General features: G+C 64.7%; 23 protein-coding genes, 1 tRNA gene and 1 pseudogene. 15 read left to right on the top strand and 10 right to left on the bottom strand.

Annotation, left to right across the window (positions count from 1 at the left end):
• Positions 1-467 precede the first annotated feature (467 nt).
• Genes NFR93_RS06170 through NFR93_RS06160 form a run of 3 tightly spaced genes read right to left on the bottom strand, consistent with a single transcriptional unit; the run spans position 468 to position 2641 of the window.
• On the bottom strand, positions 468-1337 hold the full coding sequence (locus tag NFR93_RS06170; RefSeq protein ID WP_251450892.1) for a hypothetical protein: 870 nt from the start codon (positions 1335-1337) through the stop codon (positions 468-470).
• A gap of 9 nt (positions 1338-1346) precedes the next feature.
• Complete coding sequence (locus tag NFR93_RS06165; RefSeq protein ID WP_251450890.1) at positions 1347-1865, bottom strand: hypothetical protein; 519 nt, start codon at positions 1863-1865, stop codon at positions 1347-1349.
• Positions 1862-2641: a TIGR04255 family protein gene (locus tag NFR93_RS06160; protein WP_251450888.1), complete on the bottom strand. Its 780-nt coding sequence runs from the start codon at positions 2639-2641 to the stop codon at positions 1862-1864. The genes NFR93_RS06165 and NFR93_RS06160 overlap by 4 nt, the downstream gene beginning before the upstream one ends.
• A 299-nt stretch (positions 2642-2940) precedes the next feature.
• Here NFR93_RS06160 and NFR93_RS06155 point away from each other — a divergent pair, with 299 nt between their 5' ends.
• From NFR93_RS06155 to NFR93_RS06140, 4 genes are all read left to right on the top strand, one after another.
• On the top strand, positions 2941-3240 hold the full coding sequence (locus NFR93_RS06155; protein WP_251450886.1) for a hypothetical protein: 300 nt from the start codon (positions 2941-2943) through the stop codon (positions 3238-3240).
• Positions 3241-3436: 196 nt separating this feature from the next.
• Entirely contained in the window at positions 3437-4114 is a 678-nt protein-coding gene (locus tag NFR93_RS06150; protein ID WP_251450884.1) for a hypothetical protein, read from the top strand.
• Positions 4115-4436: 322 nt separating this feature from the next.
• On the top strand, positions 4437-5051 hold the full coding sequence (locus tag NFR93_RS06145) for a hypothetical protein (RefSeq protein WP_251450882.1): 615 nt from the start codon (positions 4437-4439) through the stop codon (positions 5049-5051).
• Positions 5052-5260: 209 nt separating this feature from the next.
• Positions 5261-5743: a hypothetical protein gene (locus NFR93_RS06140; protein WP_251450881.1), complete on the top strand. Its 483-nt coding sequence runs from the start codon at positions 5261-5263 to the stop codon at positions 5741-5743.
• Positions 5744-5985: 242 nt separating this feature from the next.
• Here the strand turns inward: NFR93_RS06140 and NFR93_RS06135 are convergent, their stop codons facing one another.
• A complete protein-coding gene (locus tag NFR93_RS06135) occupies positions 5986-6630 on the bottom strand; it encodes a hypothetical protein (RefSeq protein WP_251450879.1) in 645 nt (214 codons plus the stop codon).
• Positions 6631-6784: 154 nt separating this feature from the next.
• Between NFR93_RS06135 and NFR93_RS06130 the strand changes: the two genes are divergently transcribed.
• The 3 genes from NFR93_RS06130 to NFR93_RS06120 all read left to right on the top strand — a co-directional run bounded on the left by NFR93_RS06130 (position 6785) and on the right by NFR93_RS06120 (position 8333).
• A complete protein-coding gene (locus NFR93_RS06130) occupies positions 6785-7720 on the top strand; it encodes a pentapeptide repeat-containing protein (protein ID WP_251450877.1) in 936 nt (311 codons plus the stop codon).
• Between the two features lie 104 nt (positions 7721-7824).
• Entirely contained in the window at positions 7825-8076 is a 252-nt protein-coding gene (locus NFR93_RS06125) for a type II toxin-antitoxin system Phd/YefM family antitoxin (RefSeq protein ID WP_251450875.1), read from the top strand.
• Positions 8073-8333 (top strand): Txe/YoeB family addiction module toxin, encoded by a 261-nt coding sequence (locus tag NFR93_RS06120; protein ID WP_251450873.1) that lies wholly within the window; start codon positions 8073-8075, stop codon positions 8331-8333. The genes NFR93_RS06125 and NFR93_RS06120 overlap by 4 nt, the downstream gene beginning before the upstream one ends.
• A gap of 163 nt (positions 8334-8496) precedes the next feature.
• Here NFR93_RS06120 and NFR93_RS06115 read toward each other — a convergent pair whose 3' ends face one another.
• Positions 8497-11238, bottom strand: coding sequence for an AAA family ATPase (locus NFR93_RS06115; RefSeq protein WP_251450871.1), 2742 nt, complete (start codon positions 11236-11238; stop codon positions 8497-8499).
• A 458-nt stretch (positions 11239-11696) separates the two neighbouring features.
• On the opposite strand from NFR93_RS06115, the gene NFR93_RS06110 reads away from it, so the two are divergent.
• Positions 11697-12077, top strand: a complete 381-nt coding sequence (locus NFR93_RS06110; protein ID WP_251450869.1) for a hypothetical protein — start codon at positions 11697-11699, stop codon at positions 12075-12077.
• Here the strand turns inward: NFR93_RS06110 and NFR93_RS06105 are convergent.
• Complete coding sequence (locus NFR93_RS06105; RefSeq protein ID WP_251450867.1) at positions 12059-12568, bottom strand: DUF4166 domain-containing protein; 510 nt, start codon at positions 12566-12568, stop codon at positions 12059-12061. The genes NFR93_RS06110 and NFR93_RS06105 overlap by 19 nt on opposite strands.
• A 62-nt stretch (positions 12569-12630) precedes the next feature.
• Between NFR93_RS06105 and NFR93_RS16055 the strand changes: the two are divergent.
• Together NFR93_RS16055 and NFR93_RS06100 are read left to right on the top strand one after the other, a co-directional pair.
• A pseudogene (locus NFR93_RS16055) lies at positions 12631-13011 on the top strand (SRPBCC family protein); the annotation flags it as partial.
• A 250-nt stretch (positions 13012-13261) separates the two neighbouring features.
• Complete coding sequence (locus tag NFR93_RS06100; protein WP_251450865.1) at positions 13262-13930, top strand: DUF4166 domain-containing protein; 669 nt, start codon at positions 13262-13264, stop codon at positions 13928-13930.
• 68 nt (positions 13931-13998) lie between these two features.
• Here NFR93_RS06100 and NFR93_RS06095 read toward each other — a convergent pair whose 3' ends face one another.
• Positions 13999-14643 carry a GNAT family N-acetyltransferase gene (locus tag NFR93_RS06095; RefSeq protein WP_251450863.1) on the bottom strand — a complete coding sequence of 215 codons (645 nt, stop codon included), beginning with the start codon at positions 14641-14643 and terminating at the stop codon, positions 13999-14001.
• Here NFR93_RS06095 and NFR93_RS06090 point away from each other — a divergent pair.
• Together NFR93_RS06090 and NFR93_RS06085 are read left to right on the top strand one after the other, a co-directional pair.
• The gene (locus NFR93_RS06090) at positions 14642-15094 is read left to right on the top strand and encodes an NUDIX domain-containing protein (protein WP_251450862.1); all 453 of its coding nucleotides are present in this window, start codon (positions 14642-14644) and stop codon (positions 15092-15094) included. The genes NFR93_RS06095 and NFR93_RS06090 overlap by 2 nt on opposite strands.
• 321 nt (positions 15095-15415) lie before the next feature.
• Entirely contained in the window at positions 15416-16531 is a 1116-nt protein-coding gene (locus tag NFR93_RS06085) for a Fic family protein (protein WP_251450860.1), read from the top strand.
• An 87-nt stretch (positions 16532-16618) separates the two neighbouring features.
• Here NFR93_RS06085 and NFR93_RS06080 read toward each other — a convergent pair whose 3' ends face one another.
• Both NFR93_RS06080 and NFR93_RS06075 read right to left on the bottom strand, forming a co-directional pair.
• Entirely contained in the window at positions 16619-16849 is a 231-nt protein-coding gene (locus NFR93_RS06080) for a hypothetical protein (protein WP_251450858.1), read from the bottom strand.
• A 367-nt stretch (positions 16850-17216) separates the two neighbouring features.
• A complete protein-coding gene (locus NFR93_RS06075; protein WP_251450856.1) occupies positions 17217-17411 on the bottom strand; it encodes a helix-turn-helix domain-containing protein in 195 nt (64 codons plus the stop codon).
• A 93-nt stretch (positions 17412-17504) separates the two neighbouring features.
• Here NFR93_RS06075 and NFR93_RS06070 point away from each other — a divergent pair, with 93 nt between their 5' ends.
• The 3 genes from NFR93_RS06070 to NFR93_RS06060 are packed head-to-tail and all read left to right on the top strand — an operon-like array spanning position 17505 to position 19983.
• Positions 17505-18125, top strand: coding sequence for a hypothetical protein (locus tag NFR93_RS06070; RefSeq protein WP_251450854.1), 621 nt, complete (start codon positions 17505-17507; stop codon positions 18123-18125).
• An 8-nt stretch (positions 18126-18133) separates the two neighbouring features.
• The gene (locus NFR93_RS06065; RefSeq protein ID WP_353049900.1) at positions 18134-19354 is read left to right on the top strand and encodes a site-specific integrase; all 1221 of its coding nucleotides are present in this window, start codon (positions 18134-18136) and stop codon (positions 19352-19354) included.
• Positions 19351-19983, top strand: a complete 633-nt coding sequence (locus NFR93_RS06060; protein WP_251450850.1) for a hypothetical protein — start codon at positions 19351-19353, stop codon at positions 19981-19983. Before NFR93_RS06065 ends, NFR93_RS06060 begins: the two co-directional genes overlap by 4 nt.
• 299 nt (positions 19984-20282) lie before the next feature.
• Here the strand turns inward: NFR93_RS06060 and NFR93_RS06055 are convergent.
• Positions 20283-20367: transfer RNA gene (locus NFR93_RS06055), tRNA-Ser, on the bottom strand.
• Positions 20368-20419 lie beyond the last annotated feature (52 nt).

The raw sequence follows: 20419 nt of genomic DNA, 5'->3' as shown, positions 1-20419 counted from the left end.
TCGCGATGAGCCGCCGCCGTAAATGCAACTCAACGCCGAGGTTTGATAATCGTGAGTGCTTGGTTTTCTCGTTGACGCTCAGCTCCGTAGCCACCTGTGCCAGAGACCGTCAAGTACCACGTTGTCAGCTTCGCGCGGGTCAACCGCGGACTGCGGGGATCACCAGAGCTGCGGTCGGTCCTGACGGAACATGGCTGGCACGTACGCGGGAGGCTGGAAGGCTAGCTCGACGGCGCGCAGAGCCTCTCAGAGGGTGCGCTGCGGGGTGAAGGTGACATCACTACGCTTGGCCGATGACCGCCGCGTTCTCCTGAGTAGACCTTGCGGCCTTGGTTGTAGCCGTCGCCGCGCTCGTCGTCAGGAGTTCGTGGGAGAGCTCGTCCGCAGTGGGTTCAAGGCCGATCCCTGATCGAGCTTCTCGCGGACCGCGAACGAGGCGTGAGCGATCACAGCAGACCTAATGGTTTTCAATATGGCGTTGGCTCCGAGAGGAAGTCGATGTCGAGTTGCTCGGATCGTCGAGCTTTCGAAAGCGGGAACTCATCATCGGAACTGACCTCGCCAACGATCTCCCGAACGGCGTCGCGGACTGAAGCATCCTCGGCATCCTTGACCCGGGGCACGCACCTCGATGCCAGGACTTCAGCGAGGGTTGGCCACAGCACCGCAAGCCGAACAGCGTCGTTCTCGACGAGAATCGCCGAGCACAACTCGTCGAGCTGCGACGGAAGCCTCCCCACGTTTGACAGGTCTGCATCCTCCGAGACGGTTGGGAGGCAACCAGCCTTCACAATCACGTGGAGGGTGAGCGACACGGGCAGGACGCTCCAGTCCACCGCCTCAACACGGACCTCGGCTACGCGCTGCATGACCTGGCCCAGCGGACTGTTGGGGTTGTCATACTTCGATCGAATTAGGTTCTGAACGGGCGCTAGCCAGGGTTGAACCTCATCCGGGACGGCGAAGCGGCCGAACCAGCGTCCAACTGCGAGGCCGAATTCTCGAGCCTCCCGCAAATCTTCCGGCCCTTGGCGGACCGGCTCGAGTGTGGCAGCGAAGTAGCTCTTTGGGACGGACACGATCTGAGCGAGGTCTGCAAACGCACCCCCCTCCGATGCAGGTACGAGAGCAAATCTGGGGTTCTCCTTCTTCAGAGCTCCCCGGAGCACTACTTCGTCCAAGAGCTGAACGACGGGCGCGAGTTGGATGAACTCGCGCTTGGGTTGAACGATGTCACAGCTCTGCGAAACGATTACATACTTCCCGCTGAGCCCCGCGACTTCGTGGATATCGAGTATGTGCCCTTGGCGGAGCAGACGAAAATGATTGCTTTCCATGCGTACTGATCAGGCACCCGCCGCGTAGATGGATGCGGGGCGATTGATGTCGTCGTCGGATGACGCTCGACCGTAACGTTCGCGATCCAACATCGCGAGCAGTTGTAGACGCTCATCTGGCGCGCCAGCGGCTCGAATACTACGAACCTCACGAAGGAGCTCGGCCAGGTGCTCCTCATTCTGGGAAGCCATGTTGCCCCCGGCAGCCCAGAGATGCACCGTCCGACGCGATACGCCGAACAGCTTCGCCGTTTGCTCCCAGGTGAATGAGCTGCTGGCTCGCAACTCGGCGATGAGCTGAGCGTGTGATGAGGACGCGACTGCAGCAACCGTCTCAGCTGGTTGGCTAGCCGCGATCATGCCGTCGGTGGCGTTCGACGAGGAGCCTGAGGGAGAGAGAAAGGGTCGGACAACGACCGAATCTGACCCTCTCGCCACTGGGACTGACGTACCCAACAGGGCGAGAGCGGTCAGCCCGATCGCTGACAGCGTGAAGACGCGGGGACTGAGTTCGACCACCCCGTTCATGCATACCTCTTCGTGAACTCTTCAGTGGTTAGCGCATGGAATTGGCCGCTGGCAATGCCTGAGAGATGCTCGGCGCGTTCGCAAATCGAGTCGACGGCAAACGCGACTCTCGACTCGTCGTATGCGTCGAGATCCAGAATCCAGCTCATTTCTTTCACCGGCGCCAACGTAGGGTCTATCGACTCATTAGCACCCACCTGCGCCGATCGAACCAATAACGACGTGTTGTCAAAGCGGTAGACGGACTCCGTGATGGTATGCACCAAGACCGAGCCCTTGGGTGCGTCTCCCAAGCCGCCGAGCACTGACGGAGCAAAACGCTCACTCAAGCGTGCAAGGTCATCGGCGCCCACAATTCGATTCGTGTACCTGTATCCGATTCGCGTGATTACGGGAATCTTGGCCGACTCGTTGAGCGCTAATAGCGCACTGCGCAGACGAGCAACAAAAGCACCGTGTCCTTGATAGGCGCTCGTCTCCAGCGCGATGAAGCTTGCACCTAGCGAGATCGTCCAATCGTCAGCCGCCGAGGTGAGCCTGTGGACAAAGCCGTTGGCCTGTTGCTGAGGTCCAGCCGGTGTGAAGACGAGCTGCACTTCGGGCTCCCGACGCTTCAGAGGAAATGAGTCGCTGAGCTGGCGCGCCATCGCAGTGGCGACGCTCTCCAGGTCAAAACTCGATAGCTCGGGCCATCGAACTTGAACTAGGACTCGGGCCAGCGGTGCCTGCGTGAGAAGGGCCGGGACGTCTGAGGGTGATTCATTCCGGTTGGTCACGCTTCACACTCTACTTCACACGCCCTGAGCGCGGCGACGGGCACTCCGAGCCGGGGTTGAGATCGAGTGGGAAGTCGACGATCGCGGGGAAGCGGCTGGGCGGCAACTCGTTCGTCGGTGGCAAGTAGTCACGTGCCTCAGTCACCGCAGCTGCAATCGTCCGCGCGATCTGAGGCGAACGGAGTTATTCGCGGCGCACTACCCTCCGAAGTAGCCCGATTGCGGGTCGTTGATTGCGCACGCGCAACCTCGCTTTGCGTTGCTTCAGCATCGTTCTCGAGAACGGGTACCCTCAGGTCATGACTGACGTAGGTGCCAGTGGTCGCTCTGTGCCAGCTCCCCTCGACGACGCGGCGCGCACGCAAGTCTTGAACTCGGTGGTCGCGCAATATGCGCGTGACGGGTGGTCAGTCGAGACGAATGCTGGATTCCAGGCAGTCGTGACAAAACTCGTCCGTATGGGGTGGTTCTGGAATACCGTCCTCGTGATCGTCACCGGTGGGCTGTGGCTCATCTACCTGATCTACCGGGCGTTGAACCGCAAACGGGCGACCGTGGTGCTGACAGTTGATCAGTACGGGAACATCAGTCGCGCGTAGGGCGGTGCCGCATCGAGCGGCGCCCGCTTGGAGAGAGTCGAGCGGTTATCCGCACTCTCGTGTAGGGCATCGTTGACCTCGTCTGGGTCGTGGTTTGGAATCGCCAGCGACGGTCTCGTCCGCCCACAGATGCATCCGCCCTTCACGCAGAAAAGACCTTTGGCCGTAGTTCCCATCGGACACTAAGGTGAACGGCATGCGGAATGCCCTTCCCGCGACCGTCGGCGTCGCGGCGCTAATACTCCTGATGTCGGGTTGCGCGGGGCCGACCTCCGACTTAGCGGAGTCGGTACCACCTACACTCGCGGCGATTCCACCTTCTACGCCCACGGCGATTCCGTCTCCAACACCCACCATAGATGTGGGGCCAGTTGAGCTATCCACTGAGGAAGCTGGTCAGCGATACCTCGGAATTGTCTGCCAGCGCAACGTCGCCGGCACCGGTCTAAACGAGGCTTTCGCCGCGCAAGAGGACACTTTTCTGAACGGTGGAGAGGCAGATGCAACAGCGGTCAAGGCCGCCGCTGCCGAGGCTCTACGCGTGGGGCGTTTGTCAGTGGAACTTCTTGACGACTCGTACTACATGTGGCCAGCAGAAATTCAGGACGACCTGATCGCGATCCGGGACGCTCAAATAGCTGAGGCAGCTACTTTGAGCGCCATTGTCAACGCTGGTCGGTTCGAAGACGCGTACTACGCCACATGGCCCATCGACCCTCGTCCGGGGGCAGCACAGGAGATCCGATATCAGCTCGGGCTTTCAGCGGATACTGCGGCGAGTTGCCAGGGCTTCGAGACAGCCACGGATTCTCTCCACGCCGAGATGACCAACCGCCTGGAGTACCTTGCAGGCTTTGAGACGGCGGAGGACTGACGCGCGAGTCGACTCACCGAACCGAGACCCGGCGGGCGAGTGCGGGCGGTTTGAGCGCGCAGATTGGGGACATGTCCACGTCGTGACCGGGCGCATTCATGGACTTTCGGTCCCGCCCGGTCCCAAGAGCTACCCTCGATCAACGTCGCGCGTCTCAGATCCCTTAGGTCGAAAGGGGCGGGGGCGGCTGGCCAACCCCAACCGAGCGCACACCGTTCGGAAGCCGGTCCTCGTGCGTTCGCGGCCAGAGCGCCCTCGTCGACGTGGACGAGGACGTTCCGCTTGATCACGCACAGGTCGTTCACCATGGTGGAATGGCCGCGTGAGTGCTCTCCCTTCAGAACTCGATGGCGATGTCTTGGAGCGCAACCCGGCATATCGGGCTGCGCTCCTCGGCTTGACCACGAAGGTCCTTCCCAACGGCGCGCCAGACTTGGTTCGGATCTACCGCGACAGTAAGGACCTCGCCTACCGCAACAAGATCCTCACGCTCCTCGCTGACTGTGACCGCGTCGACCTGGCGTATTTCTTCGCGGAGGCCTATGCGCGGGAGAGATATCACTCGATGAAGCTGTTCGCGTTGCGGGGATTGGCGCAGTTCGCGACCGAGGCTGAGATCGACGCGCGTCTCGCCCGCCTCCGCCCGTCGATCGCGAAGGTTGGGGAGTCCACGCCCCTCAATTTTGTCGAGTACGAGATCCTGCTCGGCCCTTTCTGCCTTCCCTACTTGGTCGACAGATACGGATACTCGTCGCTGCGCGCGACCATGTCGCAGGTGCAGGCTCAGTACAACGAGATGCCCGAAGCCGTGAAGGGACTTATCACGACCGACGATGCCGGGAACGTCATCGAGCTTGTCGCCCACGACGAATACCGACTGCGCATTGATGCGGCGATCTCCGAGGTGCAAGAGCGCGGGCGGGATATCGGTGGGTGAGACGGCGGAGGGGCCGCTCAGATTCCCGCAAGCCGGTGCACGATTCCCGGTCCCTCAGCGGACGGTCGCCGACCCGCGTGGGTTCGCAAAGGAATCCGTGTGCGCATGATTGCCGGGCCGGGCCGGCGCTGGCCACACCGAGAACGACGGGATCGGACCCGTGCCCGGCACGGCAACCTCGAAGGCGCGAGCCCTCGTAGTCTGTCGTCATGAAGCAGTCGACGATGAGGCTGTACTGGAAGGTGATCGCCTGGGGCGCGGTGATCGGCATCGCGCTGGCGACCGGACTCCTCACCGTCTACTACCTCACGTTCGCTGGCGAGTTCACGTGGGCCACGTTCGCCGCCGCTGTCAAGTGGGGCACGGTACTCGGTCTGCTCACGACAGGGATGGTGATCGCGGGCACCATCGCGACAGCGCGACGTCTGGACAGGTCGTACGGGAAGGCGCTGTTCCTTCTCACAAATTTCCTCAGCCCGCTTGTCGGATGGGTTCTGTTTGGGGCGGTGAATGGCCTTCTGGTCGGGTTGGACTTCTTCTTCGGATTCCCAGTGATCGCAGGCGTGTCCAGCGTTATCGCACTTGTTGTCGCTGCACTCGCCACCTTCTTCATGCCATCGAAGCGACTCGATGAGGACACCGCCGGTGACGGCTCGGACATCCTGCCGCAGCTTCAGCGGCACGAGCAATGATCCCCACGTGAGACGGCCCGGCTGAGCAGCCGATCCCTGAGATCAGCGACTCTGCCAGCGCGGGCGCAGGCGCGTCTGCGTGACTCGTGATCTCTGTTCCGGTTCCCGAGCGCCAGTCCGGAGGGAGTAACGGGACTTGAAACCGCGACCTCCGCTCGAGTGCCGGTCCTTCACCGCTCTTCGCGCGGGAGCCGTACCTAGCGACCGCGTCTGAGCGCGTGCGGATGGGGCCCGTTGAGGGGTCAGCGGAATGCGTCGAGGGCGCGCCGGTAGCTGTCGTTGTCGTCGCGGGTGGCGTCGGTCATCAGCAACGCGTTGTTGGTGAGCTTGCGCGAGTACTCGCCCTCGCAAGGGATGGTCACGACTTTGGTCAGCCCGGCACGCCAAGCCCGGATGAGCGCATCGAGGTCTCGGTGCTCCGGCGAATGCGTCATCCTCTCCCGCATCGACGAGAGGTGAACGTCCATGCTGCGGCGAGACCAGTCCTGATAGCCGTCGTCGTCGAGGACCGCGTCGTCGAATTCGTCCCGCCATGAGGGCCCGACAATCTCGTGGAGGATCCTCTCGTGTTCGGGTGATCCGTGCGCGGTCTGCTGGAGATGTTCGAACTGACGGGGATCTTGGTCACGGCCGGCGTGCTCCGCCGCAGCGTGCCACAGGCGCGGCCACGCCCGCTCCCACTCGACCCGTTCGGCAGCGGACGGACCAGATCCACTCGCGCGAGCAGGCGCATCTACGAGCAGAGGAGGGAGGTCTGTCCCTTGCAGGTGCATGTCGTGGGCCTCGCGGATCCACAGCAACTCGAGCAGTGCGTGGGGTCTGTCCTCGACGGTGATCCCCATGTCGTGCGGCCACGGGTTGCCAGGGATCGGTCCGCTCGATCGCATCAACGCTCCTGTCCAGTCACGGCAATCATGCCCAAACCTCCGACCCGCCCGCATCCGGTCCATAAGCGGGCCGACAGTCCGGTCGATCGAGGTCGCGTGCGGCTCTCTAATGGTTTGGGTCGTCGTAGTCTTCGTTCGGAGGATTGGGGGGCGGATGCGCCGGGTGGACGCGTTGCGCTATTGGCGGGAGCGGTGGAAACAGCCGGAAGCCCGGGCGGCCGCTCGTCAGATAGCCAGCGAGCTTCAAGTGGGCCACCTACGGACGGTTTCCCCGTTCGGCCGTGTGGAAGGTCGCGTCGATCTCCGGGGCCTGCAGGTGGACCTGTTGGCTGCGACGCACAACTCGATGCTGGAGCGGGTCACCGCGCGCGACGGCGAATGGTCTGCTCTCGACCTCACGGGTGCCGGCCTGTCGGGGATGAACTGGTTCAACCTTCAGGTCGCGGATTGCGTGCTCGACGACGCACAGCTGGACGACCTGCGCTGCTGGGGCGTCGAGGTGTCGGATTGTTCCGCCCATCGTGCGTCGCTGCGGTCGGCACAGATCGGCAGCACAGTCGGCGCGTATAGGCGTTCGCGATGGCACCGCATCGAGATGCCGGGCGCCGATGTCCGTGGCCTAATCGGCGACGTCGCGCTGACGGACGTCGACCTGAGCCGCGCGAAGGTCAGCGCCACCGACCTCGGCCGGTCCGATCTCATCCGGGTGCGTTTCGCCGGGCGCGTCGGCAGCCTGACGATTGGTGCGCGTCGCGTCGAGGAGGGGTCTGGTCCCTGGGCACTCAGTGGTGTTGATCTCTCAGGCGCTGACCCCATCGGCCTGCAACTAGTGGGCGTTGACTACGGAACACCCGCCGTCGATATTCACCTTCCCGATGACGACCGGCACTGGATCATCCGCGACTGGCGGGAATTCCTCACGCTCGTGGCATCCAACGCGCCGGGCGACCTTCAACGAGAGGTTGAGATCTGGGTGGACTTCGCACGAGGATGCCTTGGACCGCGGCAACGATGGGGCTTCACGACTGTCGCCGACGCCGCAGCGTACGGCGGAGAGCCGTTCGCGGAATACCTCGATTCCTGCCGATAGCCACGAACTCTCATCCCGCCAATGTGGCACGCCACTGCGCGACTGCGGGTCCCCTGGCGTACGTGGAGTGGTACGCTATCCGGTACTACTTAGGGGGTTTGTGCGTGTCTGCCATCACCGCGTCTGAAGCACGGAAGAGCCTGTTTGGTCTGATCCAGCAGGTCAACGACGATCACACGCCTGTCGAGGTGGTGTCTCGGCGCGGCAACGCGGTGATCATGTCGAAGGATGATTTCGACGCCTTGACCGAGACCGCGTACTTGCTGCGCAACCCGGCGAACGCGGAGCGACTGCTCGAGGCCATCGAGCGTGCGCGCAGCGGAGAGTTCGAGTCGCACGACCTGCTCGACGCGTGACGCGCGCGCTCGCCTTCGACCCGAACGGGTGGGAGGACTATGTGTACTGGCAGACTCAGGACCGCAAGACGCTGAAGCGGATCAATCTCCTCATCGCCGACGTGCTCCGAGATCCCTTCGAGGGGATCGGCAAGCCAGAGCCGCTGCGCCACGTCTTGTCCGGCGCGTGGTCCCGCCGCATCGACGAGAAGCATCGCCTCGTCTACTACGTCACCGATGGCCACATCGTGATTCTTCAGGCTCGTGACCACTACTGACTGAGCGCCGCAGCCTTTCACCGCGGGGTCGGCAACGGTGGGCACGTGGGGGGCGTCAGGTGCGAAGTATCCATGGCTCTGCCCGCGCTCGGTGATCGCCGACCTCGACCGCTCATATGACCGGCCCGAAGGCATGCGCGATGACCGGGCGTGTAACGCGACGCTATATCCCCACCCCACCCGCTGGCGCTGGCGCCGCGACGACGGGCCCGGTCTGGCTCGGCGGGGCGGGACTGCGTGCCGCACGCCACAACTCCGCCTCGGCCGCACGCACGGCATCCTGCAGAGTCAGTTCGGGTGTGCCGCGCAGCATCGTTTCTGCGGCCCTCAGCCGGGCGGCAGGCTCGGTTCCGGCCACGACGACCGCAACGTTGTGCATGCGTCCGCGGGTGAGTCCGACGTAGAGTCCGGCGGCGTCGACACCGGGCCCCACGATCGACGCGTCGGCAGTCTCGCCCTGCACGCCATGGACAGTTGAGGCGTAGGCAAGCTGCAGGTGCTCGAGGGCATACTCCGTCGTCACGCGCCGCCATTCGCCGCTGTCGGTCGTTGACATGAGGTCGACGCCGTGGTCGTGGACGGCGCGCACGATCCACTGGGCGCGGTTCTCGACGCCCGCTCGCTGGTCGTTGCGGCGGGTTTGGACGGTGTCGCCGACGAGGATTCGTTGCTCGTCCATGCCCCACGCGACGGTGCGGGGGTCGAGCTCGCCCAGGTCGACGCGACGCTGCTGAATAGCATCGTTGATCGCGTCGGCCTCGGCGTTGGTGCCGGTCACCAGGGTTGCTCGAAGGCCGCGGGCGTGCCAGTGGAAGTACGCCTCGACCATGCGCTCCCGCGCGGCGTCATGATGGTCGGCCCGTTCGAGATGACCGGACTCGGCGAGGTCGTTGGCGACATCGAGTGCGTCGTCGTGATCGCGGGCATGGCGCAGCCGCAGGGTGAGCGCAGCGTAGTCCGGGTCGCGGAACCGGTGCACCGTGTCGAGTTCGACGGATGCTGTGGCGTGCCGTATCGCGGACGCCATCGCCCCTGCATGGCCGACCGGGAGTGCCTGATGGGGATCTCCGACGAACGCCACGCCCGCGCGCAGCTCGAGCGCGAGCTCGGTGAGGAGGTTCGCGGTTCGCAGATCCACCATGCCGGCTTCGTCGACGACGATCCGGTCGCCAGGACGCAGCGCGTGTCGAGTCGGACCGGTGTAGACCTTGCCTGTTGCGTGGTCCGTGTCGCCGACTCGCAACCGCGTCCACACCGTCGCCCCGGCCTCATCCGCGCCCCACCGGTATCCGTGGTCGGCGAGCAGGGCATGGATGCTGGAGGCCGCCGCCCCGACTTCGCGTGAGGCCACGGATGCCGCCTTCCGGGTAGGGGCGACCACCAGCATCCGCCGCTGTTGCGCGGCCAACGCTCGCGACGCCGCACGCAGCATGGTCGTCTTGCCCGTACCCGCGGGCCCGATCACCGTGACGAGCCCACCGAGTCCGGCGATGGCGCAGGCGGCGACTCCCTGGGAGTGATCCAGCGGCGGGATCTGCTCTGCCGCCATGACTGCGAGTAGTTCGTGGGGAAGCAGCGACCGGCCCGGTTGTGCGAGCGCGTCGAGGCGGCTTCCCAGTCGGATCTTGTCCCGCACGGTGTTGTTGGCCATGAACGCCTTGACGTGCGGGGGAGTGGCCTCGGCGACCAGCCTCGTCGCAAGCTCCTGAGCCCTGGAGGTAATGGCTTCGATCACCTCGTCGAGCTCACGCCGCGCGGCGACGACACCCGTGCGTGAGAGCGCGCGAATGGCTCCCGCCCGGATGTCGTAGGCGCTGAACCGCCCGCCGCGTGCCGCCGAACGCTTGTCAGCGTCGACGATCGCGGCCGCGGCGAGCAGCTCCGGATCGAGAGCCTCGATCCCCATCGCGGGCAGCGAGACGGGTGCGCGGTCCGCGACCAGCTCCGGGTCGATCGTGGCGATCTCGTCCCGCACGCGCGATGCCCACGCCGCCTCGTCCAGATCCGTCGGCTTGTTGGGGCGCGACAGTGCCCACGCGTGTCGATCGATCTGGTTCAGCACCTCCACGCTGGGGGACGCGCCGGCGTTGGCCGCGATCCATTCCTCGACGAGTCGGGCGCGGTTCGCTTCGATCTGAGCGGAGCGACGCGACAGAGGCCGTACAGCGCCGGCAAGTTCTGAGATCTCGCCCGCCCCATCGAGGGTGTAACCATGGCGGGCCAGAGCGGCGAGCCACATGGGGTCGGTGCGGGAGGCGAGTTCACCCTCCGCGTTGACGACGGTGTGCAGTTTCATCGCGACGCGAGAGTCGAGATTCGACCACTTCCCGTCCTCGCCCAGCACCTTTACGTTGAGCCACAGGTGGCGGTGGACGTGTGGGTCGAGTGCCCGTGAGCGACGGTGCTGCAGTTCAACGACCTCGAGCCGTGCGATGTCCTCTCGGATGGCACCGCCGTGTCCGCGGCGAGCGTTGAGCTCGGTCTGCCAGGTGGCCAGGATGCGGTCCCGGAGCCGGTCCTGCAGCGCCTCGAACTCCGCGGCGAGTTCCGGATGCAGCAACGCGGCGACGCTGAAGGACTTCGGATGGTTGATCGTTCCGTCGAGCACCAGGTCAGCGTCGGGACTGAGCCGCAGGCGGCCACGGTCCTCACCGCTCACCGGGTCATGGCCGGTGAGCCAGACGCGCAGGCCACCCGCGGTGAGGTCGTCGGTCGTGATGACGCCGTGTTCGACGACGAAGCGCTGAACGGTCGAATCGGATGCCGCACCGTACGCCTCAAACGCCTCGAGCCCGGCGGAGTGACGAACGTGTGAGTCGCAGGTTCCCTCGAGCGCGTACGCGATCGCCTGCCGTACCCCACGCGATCCGGCCCCTCGTTTCCACCGCTCCAACCCGCCCCGCATGCCGCCAAGCTAGGTTGGTTTTTCGTGCTTGTCCAGGTATTTTTGCTGTCTGCAGGTATCTGTGCCGAAGTGCTCCGATAGGGCGTTCGCCACCTCTGGTGCCTGCGTGCATTGCAGTTGTCCTCTACCTCTTCGGTCCACACAGTTCTCGTCACGTAGCTGTTGAGCGCGAGACGTGCGTCGCTTCGCCACGCGCGTGTCCTGGCGTTTGTCTCGCATCCGTTTCGAGCGCCGTCCTTGTCCCGTATGACGCACCTGAACGCGAAGGCCAGCGCGGGCAGGTCATACGGACATCGGCCACTCCGAGCGTGCCGAGTGTTGCGGATGGCTGACATAGAAGGTCTGGCGTCGCTCTGGCCGACCGGCTTACGCGGAGAGCTGTCGACCTGGACGGCGGCGTCGCGGGCGAGTCAGGAACGACGGCAAGCTGACTCAGACTCGCCGGGCATACTGTCGTCATGACGAACCGCGAAACGGCTGTGAGGCGCCCGACGGCTCTCCGGTTCGATCTCGCGATTGTCTCAGCGCTGCTGGGTGGCGCACTGGCCATATACGGAGCGTTCAGCGGGGTCGCACCCATGCTGCAGCGGCGCGCACCATGTTTTTACGCGATCACCCCTCCCGCAGAGTTCGACAGGTACTACGAAGGCGTCAGCGCGGCCGGGCCGCAACTATCTCTGCTCCCGTTCGGCGCGCAGTGCTCGTATGTCGTGAACGCTACCGGTGAGTCCGCCATGTCAGCGATCCCGCTGTGGCCCTCGTTGATGATCATCGGCGGCTTCGCGCTGTTCGTCGTCGGCGTCACGATCGCGATCTTCCGCTATCGCCGTTCTGACTGAAGGATCCGTTTGCGGGCTGACGCTGGAGCTGCGATGACGGCTAGTTGAAGGCTGGCCTCGAGTCCGCGTCGCTTACCCAGGCGGTCACGAAGTTCACCGTCGACGACCGTCAGGGTGTCTTCCATGACCCGGGTCCGGCGGGCATAGTCGAAGGTGCGCACGGCGCTGAGGCTGCCGTCCGCGCGGGGTCTGTTCGTGACGGTGAAGGGGACGTTCTGTTCGAGTTCGGGAAAGAGGATGTGGCGCCAGGCCATCAGCGCGAGCACGGGGCAAAGCGCTCGGTGTCGGGATCCTGCCACCGTATAGAGGCCGGATGCGCTTCCAACCCATCCGTGAGGGATCGGGCCGAAGTACTTCTGCAGGTTCGGATCGAGGAGGTGAAACTCCGCACCCAGTGCCTGCTGGTAGACAGACTGACGGGGCTCGACGGATGGAGCGCCGACGTGGGGGGGCGTCGCGCCCGTCGTGGGCTCCTGCCCTTCGACCGTCACCAACCCGACGCTAGTCACCTTCTGTAGCGGGGCCCACTGCACGCACGGGTTAGCCTCGAGGGGTGGCGCGCCGGGGCATCTTCGTGGAGATCGATATCGATGCCACCGTTGAGCAGGTATGGGCGCTGACCCAGGATGCGCACCGGCACGGGAGGTGGGATCTGCGGTTCTCCCGCATTGAGCCCACCGGTCTGGATGAGTCCGGCGCGAGCCGTTTCACTTACACGCGCCGTGTTCCGTTCCACACGGTCGCAGGGGTCGGCATCAGCCTCGGCGAGCGATCGCGACCAGACGGGACCCGGACCTCGGCGTTGCGATTCTGGACCGCGGATCCGCTCTCGCCGATCCGCGCCGGCCGTGGATACTGGCGCTACGCGCCCATCGGCGCTGCGACAACGCGATTCACCACCGGCTACGACTACGACCCCGGATGGGCGCGAGTCTTCGACCTCGTGGCGCGACCGATGCTGGGGTGGGCGACGGCGTGGAGCTTCGACCGTCTTCGCATCTGGGTCGAGCGTGGTGAAGAACCGGAGAGGTGGCCGGTGCACAGTGTGCTCTTCTTCTGGAACCGCGCCGGCCCCGCGCATCCCGCTGTCGCCGAGCGCCCATCGGCGGAACCCGACGAGACGACCACCTCCGGGACGCACCCGCTACCCTCGCCACACTCGCCGACCCGGCCGCGGCAATCCGATGACGTCCATCTTCGAACAAGCCATGGGCGCCGACTTCGCGCGTTTGCATCCCATGCTGCAACGCCGCTTCAGCGTCGGGTTGGACCGAGGCGAGGCGTGCATCGGCCATGGCGTGATGACCCAGATCCGCCGTGGACCCTGGTGGACCGTCCCGTTCCTGCAGATCGGACGTCTCCGCAACATCCTCATTCCCGACACAGGAATCAACGTTCCGTTCGTCATTGAGAACTATCCCTACCGCGACCCCCTCGGCCGTGAGACAGTCACCTTCGTCCGCGAGTACACCGTCCGTGACCATCGGCGCCGGTTCGACGCCACCATGGTGCTCGACGCAGGGCGCATCGTCGATTACCTCGGCACCCACCAGCACCTCGCCGTCGACCTGGATCTGACTGTCGATGACACCGGCGCCCTCATCCTCACCTCCGACGCACAACGCTTCTACGAAGGACCGATCGCGTTCCGGTTCCCGATGCTGTTCAGCGGCCGCGCACGCCTCCGCGAATCGTTCGACGAGCGAGACCGCATGTTCCACGTCGACCTCGAGGTCCACAACAAGCGATTCGGCTTCCTCTTCGGCTACAAGGGCTCCTTCACCTGCGACTGGACCCCCGCAACCGACGCCCCCGACCGCCTCAAACCCAAGCGCCACGAGACCCGCACCTAGTCAAGGACCGGCCCGCCGACGCGGGAGTGCATTCGCGCAAAGGGATCCCTTTGGGGACGTGACGAGCGTCAGTTGGTGCTGACCAGGATCCGGTCGCTTCGCACCATTCGTGCGTCTGTGATGTCGGGCGCTCCCGGGTCAAGTTTCTCCGTGCCGTCGAATTCGAAGCCATTGCGGCGATAGAACGCGACCGCCCGGGGGTTCTCCTTGGCGACCCACAGGACAGTTGGCCGGTCTGCGAGAGATGCTTGGAGGAGCGCGTGGCCGACCCCGGTCCCATACGCCGCCGCTGAGACGTAGATCGCGTATAGCTGCTGGTGCCCAGGGAACTCGTCCTGCTCTGGTCCCAGCGGGATCCCGGCCCAGCAGAACCCGAGAATCTGGTCCTCGGATTCTGCGACATGCACGGTCCACCGATCACTCCGATCGCTGAGCACCTTTACCCACATCTGGTGGCGACCGCGGATGTACTCCTCGCTGAAGAATCCGTCGGGAAGCAACTGCGTGTACGCCTCGCGCCACGTCTGTACGTGGAGGTCTGCGACGACCGCAGCGTCAGATAGTCGCGCGTTGCGAATGCGGAAGCTCATGCCAGCATTCTGCCCGCCGCCCACGAGCACGTCCGCGTCCGCAATACCGCCGCTCGCCACACCAGCGAAACTGGGGCGGACCGCCGGTCGGGCTGCGGGTTCGCTCGGTAGGTTCGTCTGCATGCCCATCTCGCCTTATGTCGCCTCACTCCGCAAGCGCGTCGGGCCCGACCTGCTTCTGCTGCCGGCAGTGACCGCAGTCATTAGGAGCGGCCCGCGGTTTCTGCTCGCGCGCCAACGTGACTCCGGTCTTTGGAGTTTGATCGGCGGAGGGATCGAGCCCGGCGAGGAACCGTCCGCGGCGTTGATGAGGGAAGTGGTGGAGGAACTCGGTGTCACACCCGTCGTTGGGAGGATTGTCGGCGCCTACGGCGGCGAGGCGCTCGAGGCCGTCTACCCCAACGGAGACCGTGTTAGTTACGTGACCGTCGCCTATGAGTGCACGCTTCCCGACGACCGAGTAAACCTCGATGGGGACGAGCTGCTCGAGGTCGCCTGGTTTGTTGCTTCTGCCATCTCGGCGCTCCCTCGGCACGAGTGGATCGATCGTGTTATCGACGATTGCTCGCGCTGACCGAACCGCGCACGGCCAGGGATCCGCTTGTGACCGGCGGCAGATGCCTCGCTTGACGATGCTTAGGGGTTGCGCTGAGACGGCAACTCGCGGTGCGCTCAGTGCCAGCCCCCGCATTCGCCGAGCGATTTCCCGTTCCGGGCCATCCCAACTTCTGTCCAGCACGACTATCGTCCGGGTATTTCTGTTTGTACAATCTAAACAGAAATAGGGAGAGGCTAAGTTGTGGTTGTGGGGAGGGAGCGTGGCCACTGGCCGCCGCACGGGAGCGAGGTGGTGCACTGGCGCCAGGAGCGTCGCGGCGGGAACAGGGAGGACCGGATGCTCAGCGAGGTCGCGACTTCGCTGCCTCCACTGATCGCCGACCTTGACTACGTCGTCCCTGCAGATCTCACACAGCTCGGCGAGCGTGCGCTCGTTGCGCTCGGGGCGATGGACGGCGAGGCAACCGGGCAGCCAGCGGCGATGGCGCGCTTCATGATCCGCAGCGAGTCAGTAGCGTCCTCAAAGATCGAACGCGTCTCGGCGAGCACCGCGGACTTCGCGCGGGCGCTGGCCGGCCAAAAGTCGAACTCTTCGGCCGTGAGTATGGTCGCGGCCAGCGCTGCACTTTCCACGATGGTCGCGGCCGCGGGATCACGCGGCACCATTCAGCGAGCGGACATCCTGACCGCCCACGAAGCGCTCATGCGCGACGACCTTCATGAAGGGCCCTACGCCGGTCAGCTCCGCGACAGCCAGAACTGGATCGGCGGCAGCGACTACAGCCCGCGTAACGCACTGTACATTCCACCCGGTCCCGCTCTTGTCAGCGAGCTGCTCGACGACCTGATCGCGTTCGCGAACCGGGATGACCTGCCGACCATGGCGCAGGCGACGATCGCCCACGCGCAATTCGAGTCGATCCACCCCTTCGGTGACGGCAACGGCCGCACCGGTCGAGCTCTCATCGGAGCGATCCTCCGCCGGCGAGGCGTCACACCCCATACGGTCGTGCCCGTCGCGAGCGGCCTGCTCGCCAGGCGAGACGACTACTTCTACGCGCTGGGCAGCTACCGGGTTGGTAATGTCCGGCCGTTGCTCGAGCTGATGCTTCGTTCGGCGGTCGCTGCTGCCGAGGAGGGCAGGGTGTCGGTGCAGCGGATCAAGCAATTCCCGCAGCAATGGATCGAGCAAGCTGACGTGCGCCGAGGTTCAACGGCGGCTGCACTCATCCCGGCCTTCTTCGACAACCCGGTCATGAGCATCGCAGACGTGGAGCGGACCGCGGGCCCCGCCTCGCCGAAGCTCTACGCGGCGCTAACCCGCCTTGAGGAGGCGGGCATCATCCAGGAGATAACTGGCCGCAAACGGGACCGGGTCTGGGCGGCCAGCGATCTGATGGCGGAGCTTGAGGACCTCGACAGTCGGATCGCTGCGGCGATGAAGCAGCGCTGATCGCGCTGGCTTGATGCGCTCGGTCGACGAGTAGGTCGGCGACGCGCCGCTTCGTCGAGCACTATCTCTGAGCATGCGGGAGATGGACTACTCCATCGTGAGTTCCGTCACGTGGTCGTTGTACCGCCAAGGCACGTGGAACGGGGTCAGAAGCGCCCCATGGGGAAATTCTGGCGACACTTGCTCCTGAAATTCCATGGCCTCCTCCGCGCTATCGAAGACACCCAGAATGTTGTTGTCCGCCCAGCTGTCGTGATACACGATCCAGATGTCGCCGGAGTTCCCATGCTGCACGGAGCGGCGCCGCTGGTCAGTCACACTTACACCAGAGTGCGTCGCTGGTAATTCGTGAGATGGCCTTCCGTCCTCTGCTAACGGTTCTCCTCGCGGTGGTGATCATTCTGCGAAAGTACCAACCGCGTCCGTGCGGACACGGTGGCAACGCGCCCGCGAGGCGTGTGGTCACATTTGGCTGTCGGCAATCGGTGCTGCCGCCTGCGGAACTGTGGTGCTGAGGACGACGGCTCGACCCCGAACAACCTCAGCCGCAACAGGCGCGGGGAGTTGGGTGCCCTCATGTGGCATCGCCCAATCCTCGACCTCAGGACTTTCTGGAGCGCTGCTTGATGCGCGAATCGGCACGCGCGCATCACCCAATCTCATAGGGCAGCTGCCGCCTGCGGGACTATGACGCTGAGGGTGGGGGTTCGACGCCGAACACTCTCAGCAGTGCCGCGCGGGGGATCATCCGGCGCGGGCCGAGCTGCACAGTCGGTATCGTCCCGCGCTCTACCCCGAGCTTGATGGTGCGGTACTCCACGCCGACCAGCGCGGCGGCGTCCTTGTACGTGAGGGCGAGTGAGTTCTGCGAGCGGTTCATGTCTCTCTCCTTTGTGAGCCACCTTTGTCAGCGCATGGGCACACCGTAGCATTATCTTGAGCCAGATGTGACATGAATGTGTCATGACGCGGCTTGTTCGGTGAAAAGCCGCCTGGGATACTGGCGGGCATGGTGCGGGTTCAAAATGTCGACGTCAGCGACCAGCGTGTTGACGTCGGCAACGGTGTCAGCGTGCCGGCGACGTGGACGGTCGTCATCGAGGGCGAGTCGGGAGTGCCTGGTGCCATCCAGGTGCATGTCGCTTATGACCCGACGCTGAGCCGGACCGTAGCGGACGAGGTCAGGGTGTTGCGCGCCGGGGACGGGGACGAGGTCACCAGCCTGACGCTTCGCGAGGTGCGCGTGCAGTACGCACTCCAAGCCAGCGGCCTCGAGGTTTCCACAGTCTCGGAGTACGGCCACCCGCCGGCGACCGGCGCCGAGTACCTTCGTCGCATGCAGGAGCGCACCGACCGCGATCTCACGGCGAGCGTCGTGGACGCGTCGACGACGTACCGCCTGGCCGTCACCATCAACCTGCCGCCGCTGAAGGCCGTGGCCGACTGCCTCGGCGTGAGCCAGAGCACGGCAACCCGCTTGATGAATCGCGCGCGCATGGAGGGTCTCGCCCCGGGTGTCGACCTTCCTGATCCGTCAGCTACAGGGCCGATTGTCGGGGCGTCCGCGCCCGGCGGGCCGATCATCGGACGGTAGGTGAACCCGTGTCTCGCCGGTCTAATCAGGATGGAACGGTCTCGTCGTATGTGACGACGACGGGCGAGACGAAGTACCGGATCGCGTACTGGGTGGATCGCGCGGACGGCGATGCCTCCCGCCGCTTCCGACGGGGTTTTTCAACGGAGCGCGAGGCTCTCAATGCGCTCACCGAAGTGCAAGTAGACATCCGCCGAGGCGACCACGTTGAAGAGACACGTGAGAGCCTGAACGGCTACGCAGAGAAGTACTTCGATTCTCTGCGCGTGAGACCTACGACCCTCGCTGGATACCGCAAGCATTTTCGCGTGCACGTTTTTCCGTCAACTGTCGGGCGCACGCCGATCGCTGCTATCTCGAAGGATCAGCTGAATCGCTTCTATCGACAGCTCGAGGCAAACGGGCGGAAAGACCGTGGACACGTGGGCGAGCCGCTCGGTGCAGCTACGGTGCGTCACATCCACGTGCTGATCTCGCAGGTCCTGCAGCACGCGCTCGAGGACGGACTCATCCGATTCAATCCCGCGAAGCGTGCCTCTCCGCCCACCAAGCTGGAGGCGGCCCCGCCTGAGATGGCGACCTGGTCCGCGGAGGACGCCCGCCTCTTCCTCGACTGGTCGGAGTCGTCAGGGGACTATCTGTGGCTGGCGTGGCTCACCCTGCTGGGCACGGGGATGCGGCGGGGGGAGATCCTGGCGATCAGGTGGAAGGACCTCGACCTGGAGAACAACGTCATCACGATCGCGCGCGCGATGTCGTACGTCAAGGAGGCGGGCAAGAAGCCGATCATCGACTTCAAGGCGACCAAGAGCGGCCGTGTACGAAATGTCGACATCGACGTGCGCCTTGCGGGAGCGTTCCGGGCAAAGCGCGACATGCTCCGTGCTGTCTCGCCGGAGCTGGCCCGCGGCGAGCACCTCATCTTCTGCAACCGGTACGGCCAGCCGCACAACCCGACACAGTTCTCGCGACAGTGGCGTGAGCGCGTCCTCAAGGCGGTGGCCGCTCACCCGGATCTGGACGAGCTACACCTGCACGAGCTGCGGCATACCCACGCCACACTGCTCCTGCGGGCCGGTGTGCACCCAAAGATCGTGTCTGAGCGGCTCGGTCATGCCGACATCCAGACGACGCTGAACACGTACTCACACGCCGTGAGGACGCTCCAGAGGGGCGCCGCAGACCTCGTTGGCCAGCTTCTTGGGCCGCAGGCTGTGGAGCTCGTGTGAGCTCAGACGATAGCGCGACGGGCCGTCGGGGGCTGTGGATCGCAGCCGCGGCAGGTTTCGGGGGCTTTGTGATCCTGCAGATCACGCTGGCTGCGTCGCGCGCCAGCACCCTGGGTGACGCGGCGGTTCCCATGACGGTCGTCATCATCGGAGGGTTGCTGATCGCGATCACCGTGGCGATTGCTTTCTCGGTCAGGCCGCAACGGCGACGCTTGCACGCCCTGCGAAACCTCTTCCCCGATTCGCTCGTCCTGCCAGTGCTTCATCCGCAGGAATTGGTCGACTCGCTGAGGTGGCTCGGCCTCAAGAGACGGCGGCTGGGCGACTACGGCGTCATCGTGGTCGACGAGGCGGGCATCTCGCTCTGGAAAGGCAGCGAAGCCCCCGTGCGCGTATTCGAGTTGGACGCAGCACGCGTGATGCAGGTCGACCTCGGGGTGGCAACCGTCAATCGGCCGATAACGGTCATCGCCCTCACTGTCCATGATGCTGAGGGTCAACCGGTGTGGATTCCGTTCGCCCCCACCTTGGAAGGATGGCGACTTCCCTTCGCACGGCTCGACCACCGCGCGCTCGAATCGATCTGTCAAGAAGTCAAGACGCGAATCGTCGGAGAGCTACCGAGATAAGGCACGGAGGATACGCCGGACTCGGTGATCTTGATTGAACGCCCTAAGCACCCGGCGGGGCCGCGGCCGGTCGGCGACGACCCGAACGTCGCCCAACACGACCGTCGGTCCCTCCGACTCCGTGACAGACGAGGGGCGCATGAGCCCAGGCTCAATGCAAGGGAGCGCTGCCTACTCGCTGTCTGAGCGGCTCTTCAGAGCTGGATTTTGAGCAGCGAAACCGACTTAACTGTGCCACCAACTGTGCCACGAGACGAAAATGGGGTCGCGATCCCTTGAAAACACTGGGATCGCAGGCGCGGAGGATAGGGGATTCGAACCCCTGAGGGCTTGCACCCAACACGCTTTCCAAGCGTGCGCCATAGGCCACTAGGCGAATCCTCCAGCAGCCCCGGAGGGCCGCCGGACAGTCTACCTGGTCGAAAGAGTCCCGATG

The organism is Microbacterium sp. Marseille-Q6648 (genome assembly GCF_943181415.1).
Classification (GTDB): domain Bacteria; phylum Actinomycetota; class Actinomycetes; order Actinomycetales; family Microbacteriaceae; genus Microbacterium.
Note: the sequence above shows the minus strand (reverse complement) of the source record. Positions and strands in the feature narration are given on the sequence as shown.

Bases quoted from the DNA above. Each gene is read 5' to 3' on its own strand.
- NFR93_RS06165 (WP_251450890.1), bottom strand. From the start codon at position 1,865: ATGAACGGGGTGGTCGAACTCAGTCCCCGCGTCTTCACGCTGTCAGCG.
- NFR93_RS06090 (WP_251450862.1), top strand. From the start codon at position 14,642: ATGCCCATCTCGCCTTATGTCGCCTCACTCCGCAAGCGCGTCGGGCCC.
- NFR93_RS06130 (WP_251450877.1), top strand. From the start codon at position 6,785: ATGCGCCGGGTGGACGCGTTGCGCTATTGGCGGGAGCGGTGGAAACAG.
- NFR93_RS06170 (WP_251450892.1), bottom strand. From the start codon at position 1,337: ATGGAAAGCAATCATTTTCGTCTGCTCCGCCAAGGGCACATACTCGAT.
- NFR93_RS06135 (WP_251450879.1), bottom strand. From the start codon at position 6,630: ATGCGATCGAGCGGACCGATCCCTGGCAACCCGTGGCCGCACGACATG.
- NFR93_RS06150 (WP_251450884.1), top strand. From the start codon at position 3,437: ATGCGGAATGCCCTTCCCGCGACCGTCGGCGTCGCGGCGCTAATACTC.
- NFR93_RS06115 (WP_251450871.1), bottom strand. From the start codon at position 11,238: ATGCGGGGCGGGTTGGAGCGGTGGAAACGAGGGGCCGGATCGCGTGGG.
- NFR93_RS06075 (WP_251450856.1), bottom strand. From the start codon at position 17,411: ATGAACCGCTCGCAGAACTCACTCGCCCTCACGTACAAGGACGCCGCC.
- NFR93_RS06085 (WP_251450860.1), top strand. From the start codon at position 15,416: ATGCTCAGCGAGGTCGCGACTTCGCTGCCTCCACTGATCGCCGACCTT.
- NFR93_RS06155 (WP_251450886.1), top strand. From the start codon at position 2,941: ATGACTGACGTAGGTGCCAGTGGTCGCTCTGTGCCAGCTCCCCTCGAC.
- NFR93_RS06095 (WP_251450863.1), bottom strand. From the start codon at position 14,643: ATGCAGACGAACCTACCGAGCGAACCCGCAGCCCGACCGGCGGTCCGC.
- NFR93_RS06110 (WP_251450869.1), top strand. From the start codon at position 11,697: ATGACGAACCGCGAAACGGCTGTGAGGCGCCCGACGGCTCTCCGGTTC.
- NFR93_RS06140 (WP_251450881.1), top strand. From the start codon at position 5,261: ATGAAGCAGTCGACGATGAGGCTGTACTGGAAGGTGATCGCCTGGGGC.
- NFR93_RS06100 (WP_251450865.1), top strand. From the start codon at position 13,262: ATGACGTCCATCTTCGAACAAGCCATGGGCGCCGACTTCGCGCGTTTG.